This is a genomic window from Occallatibacter sp. FHG110214_02 (assembly GCF_059115385.1).
The window spans coordinates 118,189-138,106 of record NZ_JBZYWK010000002.1 but is presented as its reverse complement, the minus strand read 5'-3'; the positions used below and the strand labels follow the sequence as shown (position 1 = coordinate 138,106).

At 54.6% G+C, this 19,918-nt stretch carries 15 protein-coding genes and 1 pseudogene; 8 read left to right on the top strand and 8 right to left on the bottom strand.

The window, feature by feature from the left end:
• Positions 1-94: 94 nt before the first annotated feature.
• Positions 95-622: a sigma factor-like helix-turn-helix DNA-binding protein gene (locus AC5S3R_RS02660; RefSeq protein ID WP_494265074.1), complete on the bottom strand. Its 528-nt coding sequence runs from the start codon at positions 620-622 to the stop codon at positions 95-97.
• Positions 623-1,367: 745 nt separating this feature from the next.
• Between AC5S3R_RS02660 and AC5S3R_RS02655 the strand changes: the two genes are divergently transcribed.
• On the top strand, positions 1,368-2,072 hold the full coding sequence (locus tag AC5S3R_RS02655) for a helix-turn-helix domain-containing protein (RefSeq protein ID WP_494265072.1): 705 nt from the start codon (positions 1,368-1,370) through the stop codon (positions 2,070-2,072).
• A gap of 59 nt (positions 2,073-2,131) precedes the next feature.
• On the opposite strand, the gene AC5S3R_RS02650 is transcribed toward AC5S3R_RS02655, so the two are convergent.
• On the bottom strand, positions 2,132-2,533 hold the full coding sequence (locus AC5S3R_RS02650) for a hypothetical protein (RefSeq protein WP_494265071.1): 402 nt from the start codon (positions 2,531-2,533) through the stop codon (positions 2,132-2,134).
• 140 nt (positions 2,534-2,673) lie between these two features.
• Here AC5S3R_RS02650 and AC5S3R_RS02645 point away from each other — a divergent pair, with 140 nt between their 5' ends.
• Together AC5S3R_RS02645 and AC5S3R_RS02640 are read left to right on the top strand one after the other, a co-directional pair.
• Complete coding sequence (locus tag AC5S3R_RS02645) at positions 2,674-4,932, top strand: TonB-dependent receptor domain-containing protein (RefSeq protein ID WP_494265070.1); 2,259 nt, start codon at positions 2,674-2,676, stop codon at positions 4,930-4,932.
• A 120-nt stretch (positions 4,933-5,052) separates the two neighbouring features.
• Positions 5,053-5,481, top strand: a complete 429-nt coding sequence (locus AC5S3R_RS02640) for an MGMT family protein (protein WP_494265069.1) — start codon at positions 5,053-5,055, stop codon at positions 5,479-5,481.
• Positions 5,482-5,555: 74 nt separating this feature from the next.
• Here AC5S3R_RS02640 and AC5S3R_RS02635 read toward each other — a convergent pair whose 3' ends face one another.
• Positions 5,556-7,811, bottom strand: coding sequence for a hypothetical protein (locus AC5S3R_RS02635; protein WP_494265068.1), 2,256 nt, complete (start codon positions 7,809-7,811; stop codon positions 5,556-5,558).
• 315 nt (positions 7,812-8,126) lie between these two features.
• Between AC5S3R_RS02635 and AC5S3R_RS02630 the strand changes: the two genes are divergently transcribed.
• From AC5S3R_RS02630 to AC5S3R_RS02615, 4 genes are all read left to right on the top strand, one after another.
• Complete coding sequence (locus AC5S3R_RS02630) at positions 8,127-9,089, top strand: 3-keto-disaccharide hydrolase (RefSeq protein WP_494265067.1); 963 nt, start codon at positions 8,127-8,129, stop codon at positions 9,087-9,089.
• Between the two features lie 286 nt (positions 9,090-9,375).
• Positions 9,376-9,600, top strand: a complete 225-nt coding sequence (locus AC5S3R_RS02625; RefSeq protein WP_494265065.1) for a hypothetical protein — start codon at positions 9,376-9,378, stop codon at positions 9,598-9,600.
• 214 nt (positions 9,601-9,814) lie between these two features.
• Positions 9,815-10,372 (top strand): biopolymer transporter Tol, encoded by a 558-nt coding sequence (locus AC5S3R_RS02620; protein ID WP_494265064.1) that lies wholly within the window; start codon positions 9,815-9,817, stop codon positions 10,370-10,372.
• A 236-nt stretch (positions 10,373-10,608) separates the two neighbouring features.
• Positions 10,609-11,574 (top strand): TolB family protein, encoded by a 966-nt coding sequence (locus tag AC5S3R_RS02615; RefSeq protein ID WP_494265063.1) that lies wholly within the window; start codon positions 10,609-10,611, stop codon positions 11,572-11,574.
• Positions 11,575-11,632: 58 nt separating this feature from the next.
• Here AC5S3R_RS02615 and AC5S3R_RS02610 read toward each other — a convergent pair.
• The 5 genes and pseudogenes from AC5S3R_RS02610 to AC5S3R_RS02590 all read right to left on the bottom strand — a co-directional run.
• Positions 11,633-12,439, bottom strand: a pseudogene (locus tag AC5S3R_RS02610) (EamA family transporter); the annotation flags it as partial.
• Between the two features lie 403 nt (positions 12,440-12,842).
• The gene (locus AC5S3R_RS02605; RefSeq protein WP_494265062.1) at positions 12,843-13,331 is read right to left on the bottom strand and encodes a hydrogenase maturation protease; all 489 of its coding nucleotides are present in this window, start codon (positions 13,329-13,331) and stop codon (positions 12,843-12,845) included.
• The gene (cybH, locus tag AC5S3R_RS02600) at positions 13,332-14,054 is read right to left on the bottom strand and encodes a Ni/Fe-hydrogenase, b-type cytochrome subunit (protein WP_494265061.1); all 723 of its coding nucleotides are present in this window, start codon (positions 14,052-14,054) and stop codon (positions 13,332-13,334) included.
• A 4-nt stretch (positions 14,055-14,058) separates the two neighbouring features.
• Positions 14,059-15,774 carry a nickel-dependent hydrogenase large subunit gene (locus tag AC5S3R_RS02595; RefSeq protein WP_494265060.1) on the bottom strand — a complete coding sequence of 572 codons (1,716 nt, stop codon included), beginning with the start codon at positions 15,772-15,774 and terminating at the stop codon, positions 14,059-14,061.
• Between the two features lie 6 nt (positions 15,775-15,780).
• Positions 15,781-16,869 carry a hydrogenase small subunit gene (locus AC5S3R_RS02590; RefSeq protein ID WP_494265059.1) on the bottom strand — a complete coding sequence of 363 codons (1,089 nt, stop codon included), beginning with the start codon at positions 16,867-16,869 and terminating at the stop codon, positions 15,781-15,783.
• A gap of 1,194 nt (positions 16,870-18,063) precedes the next feature.
• On the opposite strand from AC5S3R_RS02590, the gene AC5S3R_RS02585 reads away from it, so the two are divergent.
• Positions 18,064-19,881, top strand: coding sequence for a hypothetical protein (locus tag AC5S3R_RS02585; RefSeq protein ID WP_494265058.1), 1,818 nt, complete (start codon positions 18,064-18,066; stop codon positions 19,879-19,881).
• Positions 19,882-19,918 lie beyond the last annotated feature (37 nt).

The following is a 19,918-nucleotide window of genomic DNA, read 5'->3' as shown; positions in this document are numbered from 1 at the left end:
TTTTTCTAAACGGGATTTCCTGTTTGGAAACACAGTTTGATTTCGGAAATACAGGAAGGGACGCACGTTGCGCCCCTTCCCTGCGTTGTGCGGTTCAGTCGCGCGGCAGCTCCAGCAGACCGGAGTCGAGCAGCAGGTCCGTGGTGCGGTCGAGCGCCTGGTGCAGCTTGTAGAGGACAGCGCGAAGGCTCATGCCAAGCATGTCGGCTGTCTCCTGGTGTGTGTACTCCTGCAGAATGATGCGGCTGAGGAGCGTGCGGTCGAGAGGCGAGAGCTTGCGCAGGCAGTTCTCGATGTCGAGGACGAAGATTACGGCATCTTCAAAGGTACGCAAGCGCGTGCATGTGGCCCTGCCGCCGCGTTCCAACTCATTCATGATGGACGGAGTACGGCCCACCACCATGGACGCGTAGAGATAGCGCCGCAGCAGGTCTTCTGTGTGCTTGCGATAGAAGGCAAGGCTTACATAAGGCCCCTGCTCTTCGTGCTCCTCTTCCTCCTCGATGTTGATGAGTTCCAACTCCGGTGTTTCGGGAAGGAACTGGGCTTCTTCTTCCACGGGCCACGGCGGCCTCGCGGTGGCTTGTGACCAGGCGATGGGTAGTTGCAGGGCTGCACTCATTCGACACCTCCTGCGGCTTCTGCCACGGCCCACACGCTGACAAGCGATCGCCGGACTGGGCGTCCACGCCTCTTCCGGCTCTCCGGAAGCGGAAAATCCATCAGTTTGGTTTCACAAGATCTGCAATAAACATTCCCCAGGTTCTGATTTCGATACCATAGGCAACCGCATCCTTCGCAAACTTTCAATTGCACGCACAATTCCATGACCAATTCTCCGTAGGTCGCTCGTAACCCGGCGCATTATAAGAATTATTTGTAAGTGCCGGGGTAAGCGGAAGCTGCCGATGCGCCTCGGGATTCTAGCGTCCCGATGGGGGAGTGCAGGCAGCTTTCCAGCATTCGTTGTCATGACCAGTAGCGCGCAGTATCTGGAATGTCGGCTCCGTTTGCCCATGCGGCGGTTGCATGCCGCCGGGCCCGGGTTGTTATACCCGTGTGATGCGTGCCGGAATGATGCGCAAACGTCCGGCATGGGTGTGTCCGTCTTCCCGGGAGACAAAGAGAGTACGGACCGCATTTCTTTGCGGAGCTTAAACATAGTGGTTTCCCACAAGCCTTGATGAGGTAAGTAGCGCTACTTTAGTGACGCGTATCCGCTGCGTCAATATCTTCCGGGTGAAATCGTTACATCTGTTTTACGCATTCCCCTTATTCGCTGAGAATAAAGGCAAATCGGCCCGAACAAGTTTGCCAAAAGAAACGAGCAATGCTTTGCGCTATTGCTGTCGGCGGATTTTCAACAGATGAACTTTACCCAACTGCATGAGCGTCTCCGCCTGGAACTGCTGCGGAGGATACAACGGGGCACTCTCAGCGTCTCCCTCCTTGCTCGGCAAACGGGATTCGGGCAGTCTCATCTGTCCAATTTCCTGCATGGACGCAGGCAGCTTTCACTGGAGGCGATGGACCGGATTCTCGCCGCGCAGCATATGGCGATTACGGACCTGCTGGCGGTTCCAGGAAGACGCGTTGAACGGGACGAGGAGGAAGAGCGCAGCGTTGTTCCGGTGGTGACGCATGCGGCGGCGATGTTCGAGCCGAATATCCGCGCAAACGCGGTGCAGTCCATGCTGCAACTGCCAGCCGAGGTGCTGCAGCGCGCGCGCGCCCGTGCTTCACACTCGCGGCGTACATGGCAGCGGTTTGTGGCGGTGACTGCCGGGCCGCAGGATACTCCGGCGATGGAGCCGCTGGTGTTTCCGGGAGCGACGGTACTGCTGGACAGGCATTACAACTCGCTGTCTGCGTACCGGCCAAACCGGCCGAATGTCTATGCGGTGCGGCATGACGCGAAGCTGAAGATTCGCTATGTAGATTTTCAGTTAAATAGGCTGATACTGCGGCCATACAGCATTGCATTCCCCGTGGAGCTGATTGAGATGGACGCGGGGGAGACGCCTAATGACCTGATTGTCGGCAGAGTGGCACTGATATTGAATGAGTTATAGGGCCCCGGCGGATATGTTCGCAGGTGCTGCAAAATCGATTTTTATCGAAGTAACAGATTTCAAGCGCCTTGTGCTTTCCACGTTGAACGCAAAAGGTAATTGGGGTACTCTCTACACAAGGCTGTTTCTTTTTCGCATGAAAAACGGTGGCCGGGTTTTACTAAAGCCAATAGAACAATAAACAATTGATTCTTTGCGATTCCATCTATGTTGCATTGGTACGACTGAACGACAACGGGTTGTACAACGAACAGCAAACGAAACGGAGTGCCGAAGCCTTCCCCAGATTCACTGTTATTTCGGATTTTTTGAGATTTTAATCCAGGCTTCCCGCAAGGCATAGGCATTTCAAAATCGCAAACTGCGCCAGCGATGCGCACCGCCGCAAAGAGCCAACTTATATTGAAGCGGCGGCTTAACTCAAATCGACCGGTACGTAACAGATTTTTGATGCTTGCCACGCTGGTAGTGTCTCCAGTGCATGAGGGGTTGTATCTCTGCGCCCTCCTCTGAAGGTGTACCAGGCGGGCAGTTCGTTTCCCCATATGTGTGAACAGATGTGTCTGCGCGCCAGCTCGATTGGCGCGGAAAGGGGTCACGTATGCGCTGCCGCCTTCGAAGCGTACGTATTGCTGTCTTTATTTTTATGCTCTTTTACTATGGCCGATATTTTGCAGAGGCACAGGCTACACCGGCAACTCAGCAGTCGCAGAAGAAACCGCCTACGCGGGATCGCAAAGCGTCATATGCGGCGAAGGAAATCAGTGATGAGGCAGCGCAGCCGCAGAACGTCATCAGCCCGGTGAAAAGCAGCATTGAGGTGCACGCAGATGAGCTTTCAGGAGAGAACATTACGCCGGTGCGTGCGGCTTATCGCGATGAGATTCAATCTTCCGCGGGGTCTTACCAGGATTATTCCCGCTACCTGTTGTTGATGCCAGGTGTGGTGAGCTCGGGCAACTCGGATTCGATGAATGATTTGCTGGTGAGAGGCGGGCATCCTTCCGAGAACCTGTATGTGGTGGATGGGCTTGAGATTCCTTACGTGAACCACTTCACGGTAGAAGGCACGCCGAGCGGCTTTACACCGATGATTAATACGAGCTCCATCAGTAAGGTGGATTTCCAGCCGGGAACCTATGATGCACAGTATTCGAGCAGGCTATCTTCGTTGATTGAGATTCAGACGCGCGACCAGAGCGAGGTTGCGCGGTCTGGGCAGGTGAGTATGGGAATCTCAGGGCTTGGCGGATTCTGGAATCTGCCGATTCGCGAGAAGACGAGCCTGATGCTGGCGGGAGACCGGAGCCTGTTCAACCTGGTGACAAGCGACCTGGGGCTGGACGGTGTGCCGATTTACACGAACGGCATGGCGCGGCTGCTTTGGGCGCCCACGGAGAAGGACCAGGTATCTGTGCTTAGCCTGAGCGGTGGAGACACGATAACGGTGACTCCGTGCGCGAGCGACATGCAGGAGACGCTGACGATCGACACGCAGTATGGCGGATTGCGCTCAACCAATGGCGTGGTATGGCTGCATACGCATGGGCCGCAAACGGTATCGAAGTTTACGGCAAGCTATGCGCGGCAACGGCTGGATATTGCGCAGCAGGACCAGTTGGTGAATGGCAGCTATGCGGCCGGGACAGGGAAAGGCGGATGCACATCGGCAAGCACGACGCCTGTCTATAACCAGAATGCGCTGGACCAGATGACGCTTCTTGGATACAACCTGCGCCACGGAATTCACCAGTGGATGTTGTCGGCGGGTGCGACAGGGCAGATTGTGAATCTGGACTATGTAGTAAACCAGCCCAAGGGGCAACAGTCGCCTTACAATCCGGACCCGACGTGGACGGATGCGGTGAATTTTCATCAATCGCCAACGGAGACGCAGACGGGAACCTATGTGGAAATGACAGGGCCGTTGGGGCAGCGTTGGACGGCTTCTGCAGGGTTTCGCGTGGAAACGTTTAGCATACCGGGAATGCATGTGTGGGAGCCGCATGCGGGGATTGGATTCCGCATCAGCCGTCATCAGGCGGTGCATGCGGCTTTTCGGCGTTCGGCGCAGTTGCCTGCGTACATGGACATGCTGAGCTACTCGCAGAATATGCGGCTGCTGCCAACGCAGGTGGACCAGACTTCTTTTGGCGCGGATCTGTGGCGCACGAGTATGTTGACGCTGAGTGCGGAGGCTTATCGCAAGCTGTATCGCTATGAGCCGGTGAGCACGGAGTATCCAAGCCTGATGCTTGCCAACATGGTGTACAAGCCGGGCGACCAGATTGTGTGGCTGCCGCTGGCGGCGACCGGACGCGGCAGATCAACTGGGCTGGAAATACTGCTGCGCGGGCACTTCTCAAGCCGCTTATCCACCATTACGTCGCTTACCTATTCGCGAACGCAGTATGCAGCGCAGGATGGTGTGTACCGCGCGGGCAACTATGACATGCCGCTGGTGGGCAATAGCGTGCTGACGTGGCATTTTCCGCACGAGTGGAATCTTTCGGTGCGCGACAGCTACGAGACCGGGCATCCGTATACGCCGTACGACGTTTCACTCTCGACTGCGCAAGACCGGGGCATCTATGACCTGACCAAGGTGAATGCGGTGCGTGGGCCTGCATATAACCGCATGGATATTTCGTTCGATCACAACTTTCAAACACGGCATGGAGTGATGAATCTGTATGCGGGTGTACAGAATGTCTTTGACCGCAAGAACTTTCTTGGCTATGTGTGGCTCAACCGATGCACTGAGAACACGGCCTGCATGGCTGCATTTCATAACGTGCCAATGCAGGAGGTGTATCAGATGCCGGCGTTTCCGATTGCCGGTTTCCGTTGGGACTTCTAGCTCGTAAGAATGCGAAACGGCCCATTGAGCCATGCTCAGTGGGCCGTTTTGTTTTGCATCTGCGGCAGGCATGGTTTCCGCCCACGATTTAATCTGAAGGTTGTTTCCGGAGGGGTGCGGATGAGTTCGCCTGCAAAATCAAAGAAGAAATCTCTGGCAAGATATGTTCCCATCGATCAGCTTTCGAGAGAGCGGGCAAAACGCAAGCTGCTTCGCGATGCCGCGCGTCCGGAAGAGCAGCGCGATCATGCGTTTCGCAAAATGATCTTCTCGATTCCGGCTGGAAAGGTGAGCACCTATGGCCGTGTGGCGGCGGCTGCCGGTTATCCGCGCTATCACCGCGCAGTGGCGCGGCTTTTGCGTACAGAACTGCCGGACCAGTTGCCGTGGCATCGTGTTCTGGGTGCGGGCGGGGAAATCAAGTTGAAGGGTGCGCCTGCACATGAGCAGCGTGCCCGCCTCAAGCTCGAAGGCGTGAAGTTCAAGGGCGACAGGGTGGATATGGAGATTTATGAGCACGCATTTCAGACCTGGGAGATTTACGAGTAAGCATGAAACCGGGCATCCATGGATGCCCGGTTTTTACATGCGGCCTGAGGGTATCGACTTTGTGCTCGGCAATGTTAGAGCTGAATTGTGACTGCAAAGATGGAGCCTGGAACCGACGCCGGCGACGGCCCGGTTATGGTCATTGCCGGCGACTTGCAGAGGCGAATGACTGCGAGGGCCATGGGGCGTACGAAGTCGGTGTTGACGTCTTTCTGAATTGCTTCCGTCACGTCGTTAATCAGTTGATCCCATGTGATGCCGACGGAGTTTACATCGGTAGCTTTCGCAAGGTCGCACAGCGCTGCAATAAAGTTCATGGCTGTTTGTCCGGCGTGCATGGAGTAAGAGATAAGGGTCTGGCTTCCGGTATCGACTTGCGGAAAGCCCTCTGGCCAAACGGCTGTATCACCGGTCTGCATGCGGTTGGAGGATGAGCCTCCGGTTTGTGCGATGTTCAGCTTTTGCCATGCGGCAAATGTTTTGAGGAATGCGAGCCACTGATTCGATACCGTGGACATGCTGTGCAATGCCCATGCGTTCAGGTCGTCTGCTGCTTGCGCAAATGCGGTCCAGTTCGCGGCGTCGTTGTAAGTGCTGTTGGTGACTGGCTTGCTGTTGATGTACTCATCGCAATTGAGGTGCGCATATGCGCTTGCGGGAATGGTTACCTGCACCAGCGCTGTGCCTTTGCTCTGCTTTGCTTTGGCAGCGAATGCATGCATTGCGCGGGCCAGGTCATCGCAGGCTGGCCCTGCTTCAATTGCGTTCAGGATCGTCGCAATCGTTCCAATGGCCTTTGGATCAGACTGGGCTGCGAGGTCGATGTGCAAATCAATTTGCGGATTGGCTATCTTGCCGCTCGCAACCGTGTCCGCGCTTGCCGTGAAATAAATGTCGAGACCGCGCATGGCTCCCATGGATTTGGTTTCAAGCGTGCGGCCCACTGTTGCGTGCATGTGGAAGACGTTATTGCCTGCATAGACCAGGGAGACATTCGACGAGAACTGGCTCCAGGTATTTACGCTCCAGAGGTTGAAGAGATTGCATGTGAAGGAGGTTTTGCGTTGGTACTCCTGCTCAAGGCCGCTTCCAGCAGCGAGGCAGACGGCTCCGGTTGCGAGCGCCGCGACAAAGTTACCGCCGATAGCTGCCTTCCACGCAGCATCGACAGCATTGGCATCGGCGGCGAGGTTAAAGGTGTAAGCAGCGAGCATGGTGCGTGCGCCTGCGGATTCAATGGCAGCCTCAAGATTGGCCTGAACGCCATTGGCTCGGCTTAGCCAACTGGCCAGCTTGTCATTCACCTCGCTAATGTACTTGCTTATCTCGGGTGAAGCAGCGCTGAGTACCTGGCCGACTGCTTTTCCTGCTTCGGATGCAGCGCCACCCGCTGCGTTGACGATGCTGTTTTGAGCCGCATCGAGTTGCGGAGTGATATCGACGGTGGTGTTGGCATTGAAGGTGAGCCCTGCAGTCAAAACAGTTGCAGATGCAGAATTGCTGGAACGGTAAAGATGCAGTCCGGCGGCATTGCCTGATTTGGAAATCAGGCACTCGAACAAACTGTTGTACTGGTATTCAAAGTCAAGATTGACGCCAGCTTTAATCTCCGGGCTGCTTTGCACGGCAACCGATGCGAGCGGCGAGCCGAGAGTTTTGAGAACGTCTACCTTCGATTGGCCAGCGTACAGAACCTGGTCGAGTCCGAAGTATGCGCCGAAGGAAAGCTGCTGGTTGCCGCTGAATTCGTGGAGCAGGAAGTCGTTGGGCTGCAGTTGCGCGAGAGTCTGCGGATGCAGCGGAAGAACAAAGCCCTTGAATACCTGCGGAAGCGCCTCGCGCACCGTGGTGTTGGGGGCAAAGGCCTTGCTGAAGGTGATGGCGTAGCCGTCGGTGGTGCTGGCTGCCGCTTTCACGCCCCACTCTCCACCGGAGTAGCTGCCTGCAACGTTGGCGGAGATGTTGAACTTGAAGGTCAGCGAGAGATATGCCGTGTTGGGAGGCACGGGGACGCTGACAGTTTGCGGGCAATCAAGGCCATCGGTATAGCTCAGCAGCGTTCCACTGGTAACAATGGCAAGCGTTCCGGTAACGCCGCCCTGCAAGCCAAACTGGATAACGCCATTTCCGGGAGCCCACTGGGCGGCGGGAGAGGTGTAAGCCACGCTGGATGTGGCGGCGCTGGCTGGGACATTGGCCAGAGGGGTATCAAGAAACTGGGAGAGCTTGGCGTCAAGGTCGAAGGCCAGGTTCAAGTCGTCTTGAAAGCTTTGATAGGCAACTGCGTCGGTGGGAAGAGCGATTCCCGCAACCGAAAGATTGAATGCCATGCGATATCTCCTCTTGAAAATGCTTGCAGCCAAAGGAGTCAAAAAGACTCGCATTCAGAACAGGAAAGGGCGTTGAGCATCAACGCGCTCCACAACCAATCATGCGCCAGGGATGTTGGAGCCTGGGCGAAGATATAGCCTGAGCATGATTAAGATTTGGTACGTGAGATTGTGATGTGTGTACGGGTATCGTAACAACAAATTCCTGTTATATGGGACTGTTGCTCGGCCCAGGCGAGAGAACGTCATTACTTTCGACGAGTCTTAAAGATTGCAGGTGACACGACTGGGCTGAAACGCGTTACACTCGAACGCGTGAAAACTAACATACTGTTTGCATCTGTCCTGGCGACCGCGCTAGCCTCGACCGTCGCCGCGCAAAACACCAAAGAGTTTTTAGGCCGTTGGGATATGACGGTTACTCCTGCGACTGGCACGCCTTATCCGCAGTGGATGGAACTCACGGAGAACGGCGGCAAGATTGAAGGCCGCGTTCAGCCGCGTGGCGGCGCATGGCGGCCTATCGTGGGCGCCAGTGTGGAGTCGGGCAAGTTGATTGTGGATGTAGGCAAGGCCGGCCCCGATACGGAGGTTAGCTGGGAGCTTACTTCCCCCAGCGCAGGCAAGCTGACCGGTGTTGAAAAGCGCGGCAGCGATGCCGGCCCAACGCTGGCTGGCGTGAAGGCTCCTCTGCTTGACCGTCCCATGCCGAAGAAGTGGAGCAAGCCGCGTCCTCTTTTCGACGGCAAAGACCTGAACGGCTGGGAGCCGATTGGCAACGTGGAAAACAACAAGTGGGTGGCGCGCGATGGCGAGTTGGTGAACGACAACCCTGAAATTCCCGGCCAAAGAGTTCACGGCGCGGCCAACATCATGACGACGGAAAAGTTCCAGGACTTCAAGCTGCACATTGAAGTGAACTGCCCTGAGGGCGGCAACAGCGGCATCTACCTGCGTGGCCGTTATGAGCTGCAAGTGGGCACGGAAGGCGGCAAGCTGCCGTCGCATGAGATGGGCGCGATCTATAGCTGGTATCCGCCACCGGCAGGTGCCGAAAATGGTCTCGGCAAGTGGACGAGCTTTGACGTTACCTTTGTCGGCAGGCATGTAACGGTTTTGCGCGACGGCAAAGTGTATCACGACAACGTCGAGATTCCCGGCCCAACTGGCGGTGCTCTCGACAGCAATGAAGCCGAGCCCGGCCCGTTCTATCTGCAGGGCGATCACCATGGCGTCATCGCATACCGCAACATCACCATCTCTGTTCCGGAAAAGTAAGGCGCTGTTTGAGACGTGCGGCTGCTTGCCGCTATTTCAATTACAAAAAATGAGCGTGGACCTTTAAGGTCTGCGCTCATTTTTTTGTTGAAACATTCTGCTCAAACAACTTTGGTAGAGTATTTGCCTGATACTCCACAAAATCATCAGCACACATCATGCGGAATATCTTCATTGGGAGAAGATCATAAGAATGCGACAGAGGGCTTCACGAACTTTTCTGAACAATTTTCAGGTTCAGTTCTTTTTGTTGATTTGCGTCACTTTATTTTCCGGTTTATCGGGCATGCCTTCTGCGAATGCGCAGGCCTATCTGCATCCGCCAGCCGTAGGTGAGTATGCGAAACATGATCCCGATGGGATCACGATTCTTCCAAATGGCCGTTACATTCGTCTGGTTGGCAAGCAGACGCCGATTAGCCGCTTCCCTTACGGCATGGCCATGAGCCGTGATGGCAAACAGCTCTTTGTTCCCAGTGATGGTGCTGGGCAGATTCCGGCAGAGGGGTAATCCGGCACACCTAAGATTGCTTTGCTGAGTCCGCCGAGCCCAGAGGTGCCAGTAACGATCAGTTGGGATCATTGACGATAGGCCGACTAATGAGATGGTCCGCCGCTGTAACCACCCCCCTGAGGCGGAGGATGGAAGCAGCGGTTTCAGAGGGGAACCATCGACATGCAGACTCGTGGCAACCTCTCGCCACTATCTGTTAGAGTGCTTTTCGATGAAAAAGCACGCTTTTCGCATTGCATCTGCATTGCTTCTTGGACCACTCAGCCTCCTGTCAACCGCACAGCAGCCGCAGGTGCCGGACTGGGCGCTGCCCGGCTCGGCAACGCATAAGCAGGTGCCTCCGCCTGCCGATTTTCACCGCCCCAGCCGCATTGACAATACGCCCATCGGCATCTTCGATGCGCAGGCAGACGTGGGCGGCGCGCTTGTGGCAGGCAGCGGCAGCTTCGACAAATCCAGCGGGCAATATACGGTGACCTCGGCCGGATACAACATCTGGTATCAGCGAGACGAGTTCCATTTTCTCTTCAAGAAGATGTCCGGCGATGTATCGCTTGCGGCGAGTACCAGTTTTCCAAAGGCAGAGGGTTACGGAGATCGCAAGGTCGTGCTGGTGATCCGGCAAACACTTGAGGACGACTCGAAAGAAACCATGCTGGGTCTGCACGGCACCGGCATGATTCACCTGGCCGACCGTCCGGAAAAAGGCGCGCAGATGAGCGACATGCAATATCGCTTCGGCGGCACGCTCAACGGAGTGATCGCGTAGCGGATCGGCATCGAGAAGAAAGGCGACGAGGTCACGATTTACGCGTCAATCAAGGGAGAACCGATGCACCCGCTCGGGCCTCCGTTGACAATTCACTTGGACGCACCGTTTTATGTGGGCATTGGCTTCTGTTCGCATCTCCCAACCACGCCTGACACGGGAGTATTTTCTCGCGTGATGCTCGTAAACCAAGCAGGCAAGGTCGAATAGCTGTTTCCAACGAAAAGGATTGGATAATGATGAAGTCTGTTCAAAAGTTAGCGGTTGCTGCCGCGTTTTCTCTTGCTTTTGTTTCGATGGTCCACGCGGCGGAAGCGCCCATGCGCAGCCGCATCTATGTCTACAACCTGCGCACACACTCGTCGAAGCTCATCTTCACCGCCGACACCATCTGGGAAGCTCCCAACTGGTCTCCTGATGGCAAATATCTGATCTCAAACTCGGGTGGCGTCATTCATAAGCTGAACTTCAAGAGCGACGGCACGGTAGAAGAGTCGGAGAAGTTGAAGATTCCCGCGGACTACCACTGCAACAATGACAAAGCCATTTCGCCCGATGGCAAGTGGCTGGCCTTTTCGGCATCGCAGGGCGCGGAGCATGGGTCTGAGGTATATCTCGCCCATGCCGATGGCAGCGAAGTGAAGCAGATGACGAATGTGTCGCCGAGCTACTTCCACGGCTGGTCGCCCGACAACAAGACCATCGCGTACGTGGCGCAACGGCCGGTGGGCGGCAAGCAGTACGACATCTACGGGCAGCCGGCGACGGGCGGTGACGAGACCCGGCTGACCTCAAGCCCCGGACAGGACGATGGCCCGGACTATTCTCCTGACGGCAAGTGGATTTACATCAACTCCAACCGGTCCGGCAAGGAAGAAGTCTGGCGCTTCCCGGCGACGGGAGCAGGAGAGAACGACGCGAAGGCCGAGATGGTCGTGAGCGACTCGATGCAGGACTGGTTCCCGCACATCTTGCCGGACGGCAAAAGACTGGTTTACATTGGTTATCCCGCCGACGTGGCTACTCACGACCCGCGCAACGTACATATCGTCTTCAAGCTGGTGGACATCCACAACAATGAGGTATCGAAGTCGCAGAAGGTGCTGGTAGAAGCGTCCGGCGGACAGGGCAGCATGAACGTGAACTCATGGGCCCCCGACTCGATGCGCTTTGCGTATGTAACGTATGAGCCTTTGCAATAGATTGAATGCTTGATGTCTTCGCAGTGCTCTTTGCAGCATTGCTGCTGACTAAAAGGATCACACCGCAACAGATCAGGATTGCCGAACCTATCTTGCGCTCGGTCAACTCTTCTCCAAGAAACACTCGACCGATCACGGCCGCCCAAAGAACACTCGTCTCGCGAAGGGCGGATACGGTTCCGACTGCTACGTAGTGTGTGGCCCAAAGAACAACTGTGTAGGCGATCAATAAGAGAACACCAGCGCAGGTGGCCTGAGGCAGGGATGCTCGATCAAGCAGGCATATACGAAGGTGAAGTAGCTGCAGAAGCGCCGGTACGAACAAGTAGCTCGCGAAAACCCATACCGAATAAGAAGCGGTGTTTTCGGATCGCTGCACGCCGATTGTGTCTACGATGGTATAGGCTGCAATCGTTGCGCCTGTGGCGAAGGCGGGAAGTGTTAACGAAAGGCTGAGCCTGTTCTTTCCTGTGACCTGCAAAAGAATGCCGCACGAGATAAGGCCTACGCCGAACAGAGACGGCAAAGCCAGATGCTGATGCATGAAGAGAAGCGCGCCGAGGCTAATGAGAAGGGGTGAGACGCCTCGTGAGATTGGATACGCGCTGGAGAAGTCAGTGTTCTTGTACTTTTGCAGCAGCAGGAAGTTGTAAAGGATGTGCAGTGCTCCAGAGAGTGCAATGCATGGCCATGACCGAACGCCCGGAAGACCGACCAGCGGCACAAAGAGGAGTGAGATCGTACCGACAGCGAGAGACATGCTCGCCATGAACTGAGCTTGATCTTTACCAGACTTGAGCTGTGCGTTCCAGGCAGCGTGCAGGAGGGCAGAAAGCAGGACGAGAACGAGAGCAGCAACGTGCATAGAAACGATACCTCGGGGTTGAAGTAAGGCATACCTACGGCCTTACAACCAGCCCCCCTGGCTTTCTATGCCTCGGGTGCAAGCCAATGTGGCTACTGTGGCGCTCGGTCCAGTCCGTTGTCACGCGGAACCCTAGCCACCCTCAGGTCGATGAAGGTAGCTTATCATCTGGATGAGCACAGAGAACCACCAAGCGCTCGCAAGGGCCATATAAGTCTCGATAAACACAGTTATCTTCAGCTAGAAATTTTCAATTGGCGCCAAATTGCCATAGCGCGTTTGCGGACTTTTGGGATGGAAACGTGATAAGGCCTGTTATTCCAAGTTGAAGATGGGATAGGTAAACAGAAGTCGAATCACCAACCGCCTGGAGACTGTGATTGCAAACGTTCCAAATTCTTTATCAACTGCATAGTTCCGCGAAAATCTGTGCGGTGGCTTTTTCCGAGGCTCTACGGCAGGGCTCTGAAAGATCCATCGAAATGACTTGATGTGGATCGATGGTGATGGCATAAAGAATGACATCGCGCTCACCGCTTTGCATGTAAAAAGCATCAAGCAGATCTTTAACGCCAATGTCGTGAGCCGTCAGCGTGGGTGGGTAATCTCGTGCAAATCGAGGCGTAGTGCGGGTTACAGTGCCGATAGGATTTGCATCGGCTGTAGCGTCAATCAGGACAACGCGTTCGGCGCTCTGCAAAGGCTCAAGAAGCACAAAGCCGCCAGTCCCGCCGTCGAGGCATTCCACAGTCTCGGGAAGCGGCTGTTGTGCGAGCGCCCGCACCGTATGTACACCAACGCCTTCGTCACCCAAAATGATGTTGCCGAGGCCAAGAACAAGCGTGCGGGGTCTGGATGCCGGAATAGGTACCTGCTGAAGAGCAGTTTCCAATTATTTATCTCCCTTTTCGCGCTCGAATTTCCAGCCGCCAACAATAGAGGAGATGGTGCCTCGTCCTTCGATGTAGTCATGGTAGAAGGACAGGTAAATGTGCACGATGATGAAGGCGACAAAGAACCAAAGCAGCATGTGATGCCAATAGCGCACACCCATTTCACCGCCCATCAGTGGCACAATCCAAGTGAATAACCGTGGAAGCCAGGAGTTACTCATGCTGGAATAGAGCGCGAATCCCGTAATGGACTGTGCACAGAAGGCCAGAAAGGTGAAGAAGTAAATGAAAGCAGCCAGAGCGTTGTGGCCGGTTGAGATTGCGCCATGTAGCTTGATCTGCAGAACGTCCGTCTTGATGACATCGATAATCTCCTGGCGTTGCTTTTGGGTGAGAGGGAGGAACGTATTCCAGCGTGCGTACTTGTTGCCGACAAAGCCCCAGTACAGGCGCGCAAGAAAGTTGAAAACGTAGATGTAGGCACAGGAAAAGTGGACGAAGCGAATCCAACCGAACCAGTATTGCTGATAAGCTTCGACAGCAGAGAAGGCCCGAATTGGCGCGCCAATCAGATAGCCCGTAATGATGAGCGCGGTGAGCGCTACTGCATTTACCCAGTGATAAATGCGTACCGGTAGCTCCCAGACATAAACGCGACGGTACTCGACCGGGTGCGGTGATTCGATGGCGGATGGCGCTGAAGCTGGAACAGTAGAATTCATAACCCTACTCGAAAGAAACTCTGGCTAATTGTTTGCCTTGCGGATCGTAAAGATGCACTGCACAGGCCAGGCATGGATCGAAGGAGTGAATGGTGCGCAGAATCTCGACCGGCTGCTCAATATTCGCGACAGGTGTGCCGATCAGAGCCTCTTCAAAGGAGGAACGTTGCTGCTTTGCATCGCGCGGCGAACCGTTCCACGTAGTGGGTACAACGAGCTGATAGTTGTCGATTCTGCCGTTCTTGATTTTGATCCAGTGGGCAAGGGAACCTCGCGGAGCCTCGGCAAGTCCTACTCCTTCGGCTTCAGCAGGCCAGCTTTTGGGGTCCCACTTTTCGTTGTTGAAGGTGGAGGTCTCGCGGGTTTTGACACGGCCCATCAACTCGGAGAAGAACTCCTTGAGCCAACTCATGGCCAGTGCCGCGTCAATGCCACGCGCAGCCGTGCGGCCAAGCGTGCTGAAGAGCGCTTCGATGGGAACATTCAACTTGCCGAGGACTTGTCCGACGATCTCTTTCACGTCGGCGCGACCGGCCGCATAGGAAACGATGAGTCGCGCCAACGGACCCACTTCCATCGGATTTTCCTTCCAGCGTGGCGTCTTAAGGAAGGAGTATTTGTCATGCCCTTCGAGAGACTCGAAGGGCGGCTTGGGGCCGGTGTAGTTGATCTTTGTTTCGCCAGCCCACGGATGAACGCCAGCCTGGTCGCCTCCGTCATAGCTGTACCAGGAGTGCGCAATGTACTCCTTGATCTCCTGAGAGTCGCGCGGGTTCACCGGATGTACGGTAGTGAGATCACGGCCAAGGACAGCACCGCGCGCATACTTGAAGGAATCAATCTGCGAGAAGCCCTTGGTAGGATACTCACCATAACTCAGATAGTTCTTGAGGCCGCCGCCGTACTTCGACCAATCCTTATAGAAAGAAGCCACGGCAAGCAGATCGGGAATGTAAATCTGGTTGACGAACTCATCTGCCTGGCTGATGAGGCGTGCAACAAGATTTAGCCGCTCAGAATTGATGGCGGCTACTTCATCCACGTTGATGGAGCATGGCACTCCGCCGACAAGGTAGTTCGGGTGTGGATTTTTGCCGCCAAAAACAGCGTGAATCTTTACAACTTCCTTCTGCCACTCAAGCGCGTCGAGATAATGCGCAACACCAATGAGGTTGACCTCGGGTGGCAGCTTATAGGCCGGGTGACCCCAGTAGCCATTCGCGAAGATACCGAGACCGTTGGCGGCAAAAGCCTTGATCTTGGCCTGTACATCCATGAAGTGTGCGGCTGTGTTCTTGTCCCACTTGGAGAATGATTGCGCCAACTCGGCTGCCTTTTTGGGGTCAGCCTTGAGTGCGCTGAGAATATCGACCCAATCAAGCGCGTGCAGATGATAGAAGTGCACCACGTGATCCTGGATGTAGAGCGTAGCCATCATGATGTTGCGGATCAATTCTGCGGTGGGCGGAACAGCAATACCGAGAGCATCTTCGACAGCACGTACGCTGGCCAGCGCATGCACCGTAGTGCAGACGCCGCAGACTCGCTCGGTAATAGCCCAGGCGTCGCGTGGATCGCGCCCAATAAGGATTTTTTCCAGTCCGCGTATCATTGTGCCGGCACTGAAGGCATCGGTAATCACGCCATTTTCCACCACTGCTTCAATACGCAGATGGCCTTCAATGCGAGTTACAGGATCAACTATGATTCGCTTTGTCATGCTTGCTTACGATTCCTTCTGCTCTTCGGCGTGAACTTCTGCAATGATCTTTTGCTTGCGGACATTGGTAACCACGGCGTGCGCGGCTACGCCGGCAATCGTAACCAGTCCGACAGCAGAACCAATCGTATCGGCAGTGCTTTCAATGCCGAATCCGGGGAATGACTGAAGATGCTGATAGAACGGGCCGTTGTCCCAGAAGCCTTCTTCACTGCAACCAATGCAGCCATGACCGGATTGAATGGGATAACTGGTGCCCTCATTCCAGCGCACAACCGAGCAGGCGTTATAGGTAACCGGACCACGACAGCCCATCTTGTAAAGGCAGTAGCCTTTGCGCGCATTTTCATCGTCAAAGGATTCGACAAAAAGCCCAGCATCATAATTCGGGCGGCGATAGCACGTGTCATGGACGCGCCTGCCGTAAAACTCCTTGGGACGGCCAAGCGAATCAAGCGCCGGAATCTGGCCTAGAACCAGTAAATGTGTGACGACGCCCATCATGACATCGGCAATTGGAGGACAGCCCGGAACGTTGATGACAGGCTTGTCGACAAGTTTGTGAATGGGTGTGGCGCCGGTGGGGTTAGGCTTGGCAGCCTGCACGCAACCGTTGGAAGCGCAACTTCCCCAGGCCACAATGGCCGCGGCATCCTTGGAAACCGTTTGAAGAATCGATTCCGCGGTCTTGCCTCCAATCATGCAGTAGACGCCTCCGTCATGCGTAGGCACGGCGCCTTCCACCAGCACAATGTACTTGCCCTTGTTGTTCTCGATTGTGTCATTCAGGCTTTTTTCGGCTTGGAAGCCGGAAGCTGCCATCAGAGTCTCGGTGTAGTTGAGGTTAAGCACATCAAGTAGCACGTCGCTGACAATAGGGTGCGTGGCGCGCAGAAAAGACTCGCTGCAGCACGTGCATTCCTGAAAATGCATCCAAACAACCGCAGGCTTGTCTTTCTTTTCAAAGGCCGAGACAACCTGGCTAACGCCTGTCTTTTCGATGCCGGCGATGGTGGCGGCTGCGGCGCAGAACTCAAGAAACTGGCGCCTGCTATATCCCTTTTGCTGCATCGCCTGCCAAATAGATCGTCCCATACATACCTCGCTAGTGTTGTCGCAAATCCAGGCCAGACGATAAAGACCTGTTTTGCGCAATAACTTTATAAAAATACTTGCGGGTATACACGACGGAATATGACGGACATCACGTTGAGATGTTTGAATTGCATCCGCACACGCTACTTGGCATATATGACGTTACTGCGAAAGATCAGACATAATGCCTGCCGGAGACGTCGACGCATCTCATTGTTTTTGGCGGACCGATTGTATAGTGTCATCCCCTACAGGGACTACTGCAGAACATTACTGAATCCTCGAAGGGGTTAAAAAGGTAGTGGGGCATTCAAAGATTCGCAATCGCTTTTCATATCTCAGGAGGAGCTCTTCGTGACCAGTTTTGAGCTTATAACCAAGCACGATATGAGACATCTTTAGAAGGTGCCAGGATTCGGTAACTACACCAATTTGTCCACGCGATTCAAGTCGAGAGATTCCAGGTCGCAAAGAGAGATACGCAGATCACTAAGAGCAGCGTACTTGATTCGCCTTTATCTCTTTGTGACGAGATTCACCTCTCGTTTTCGTCCATCATTCTCTGCTAATTGGCTTAGCCATGTGCTGTGCTCGGACCAAAACCCTCTTCCTTCATATATGACCTGGAAGTTTGTAGTTGCAACCACCAGTATCCGTGCGGTTGGGTTGAGCGAAGAGCCTGATACTCGAAACAAATGGAGATGAAATATCAATTCATCCGAAGATATCAACATTGAGGAAATCTCCGGCCTGAAGAAACTTGATGGTCTTCTGCAACTGCTCCGTGTAGCCGTAGTAGTAAGGCGCGGCAGTATACACATTTCAGTGTGTGCGCTACCCGTTCCAACAGGTTAATCGCGCTTAGCCCGCAATTGCTTAAACAAGAGAGTTTTCTCAATCGGCACATAATCACCAAGCCACTCAAAGAGTGCTAAGGCGCTGATAGCGCTCCTAAAGTGGACAGTGCGGCGGAGGTGGCGTGCCGCTACACTTTTCGGATTCATCTCCTGCCGTCTTCCTTCTTGAACAGGCCGGCTGTCTTTCCGTACAAAAATCCCTGAAAATCTGGCAAACTATTGTCGAGAGAGGCTGGGAATTATGAAACACCCTGGTCCATTGGGTATGTCCTCCGAGAGATCTTTGACCGGACAACTGCAGACGCCTCCCAGACGTGTCCCATCCGGAGCTCCTGCAGTGTATCGTCCTATCCTGTCCAGCCCGATTCTCCGATCGCAGACCATAGTGCCGCTTACCAAAGCGGCCGTGCAGCAGAAACCCGCGCCCGCGCCTGCGGCACCTCCGGTGTATCGCCCTGTTGCAGCTGCCGCGATCCGGCAAGAGCTTTCAGTTGCGCGACAGTCCGCACAGGCGGGAGGTCAACGGAAGTTCGCGCCGGGAGCTCCTCCAGCGTACCGGCCGCTTCCGGCCGCGGTGGTTCGTCAGCAGATTGCTACAGTAAAGCCAGCGCAACGTTCTAGCTCGGGTGGTTTCAATCCGGGGCCGCCTCCGATTTACAAGCCTGTGCGGGCAGAAATCGGTGTACAGCGAAGTGCAGCCGTAGGACAAGCAACTCGTTCAGGAATCTGCCTTGCGCCGATTGCGGCCGGGCCCGTAGTCCAGCGGATGAAAATTAACTTGTGGCCATGGCGAACTGATGTGATTGAGACGACTCTGCATACCAAGACCCAGCTCGAGCATTTGGAGGCGGAAGCCAAATCGTATCCCTTGGTCGCTTCCGAGATTCGTAAGGCCATCCTGGCAGAAGAGTATGCAAAAACTCCTCCTCCACAATTTGTTACTCCTCTCTTTCGAGGCATCCATTTCAAGAGCGAAGAAATGCAGCAACAGTATCCTGCCAAATTTCCGGTAGGCTCTACTCTCTTGAGTCCTGCGACATCCGAGACAGGTAGATCCTTTAGCCACGCTGTTGTAAAAAGCTGGGAAGACCTAAGAACGGTTGTAGACAAAGGTGAGTTTCCACAATCCGTGCGAAAGTACTATCACGAGGGGCAAAACTTATACGATCTGTTGGGGAACTTATACGTAAATTCTTACAACGATTTTGAGAGAGTCATGCCCGATGTGCTCAGGGCATTTGCGGGACTGACAACAAGCCGAAACCCCTTTCTTTCTATGGCGGAACGGCCGCACATATCGTATGGCTATGCGCAGCACGAGGGGAAAAAGGACAAATCCAAAGTGAATGGTTTGGGCGGCCTGTTGCATGGTCTCGCCGTTCCTGTCAGCTTTCAACAGCAGCAGCCATTATGGATGAATGTTCCTTCTCTGCATGCCACTGGAGACATGAGCATCAAGGTGCGGCATCTCTTTCAATCCGAACACATCGGATTTGGCGATCTGCCGGGTGAATACAACGTCATGTCGTGGGACATTGTGGCTGGAGAGACAGAGAAGGAGATGGAGAGACTTGCCCACACAGAAGGCGACGTCATGATGGCGTCGCTTGTGGCGAAGATTGAAGAGAAAGGGGATATCCCGGCATATCCTCGAACCAGCATCTATACGGGAGCGCAGCATCTGTTCTTCGAGAAGCCTCCTTACACGACTGATCTGGAACGGAGGCAGGGCTCCGCTGTCTTTGCAAGGGTGTATCAGAGAAAAAACACGTTGCAACAACAGCTCCGAACCCAGATTGGGAAACTATTGAGACTCCACGCGAAATATATGAAAGCGTCTTCTGACGCAGAAGCGGATGGTCTCGCTGAGAGGCTGGTGCGGAGGGCGGGTAGCATCGAGAAAATTTATGCCAGATACAAGGAGCTTTGTGTTCAACTCGTACAGTTCGAGAGACAGGAAAAGTTCCCCCTAAGGATTCGAAATCCGAAGCGAGTTCACGCCTATGAGCGTTATAAACCTCTTTATACCGTCAACGAACAGGAAAAGATCCAGGAGTATTACGAGCCCAGCGAACAGATGCTGCTGAATGGGCCTATGAAAGAGATCCGGGCGTTGTTGAAGCAATACTTCGATCTCCGCACGTTTTATATCTGACCGCATGAAAAGAACGCAGAGGATTGAGTCGCGATCT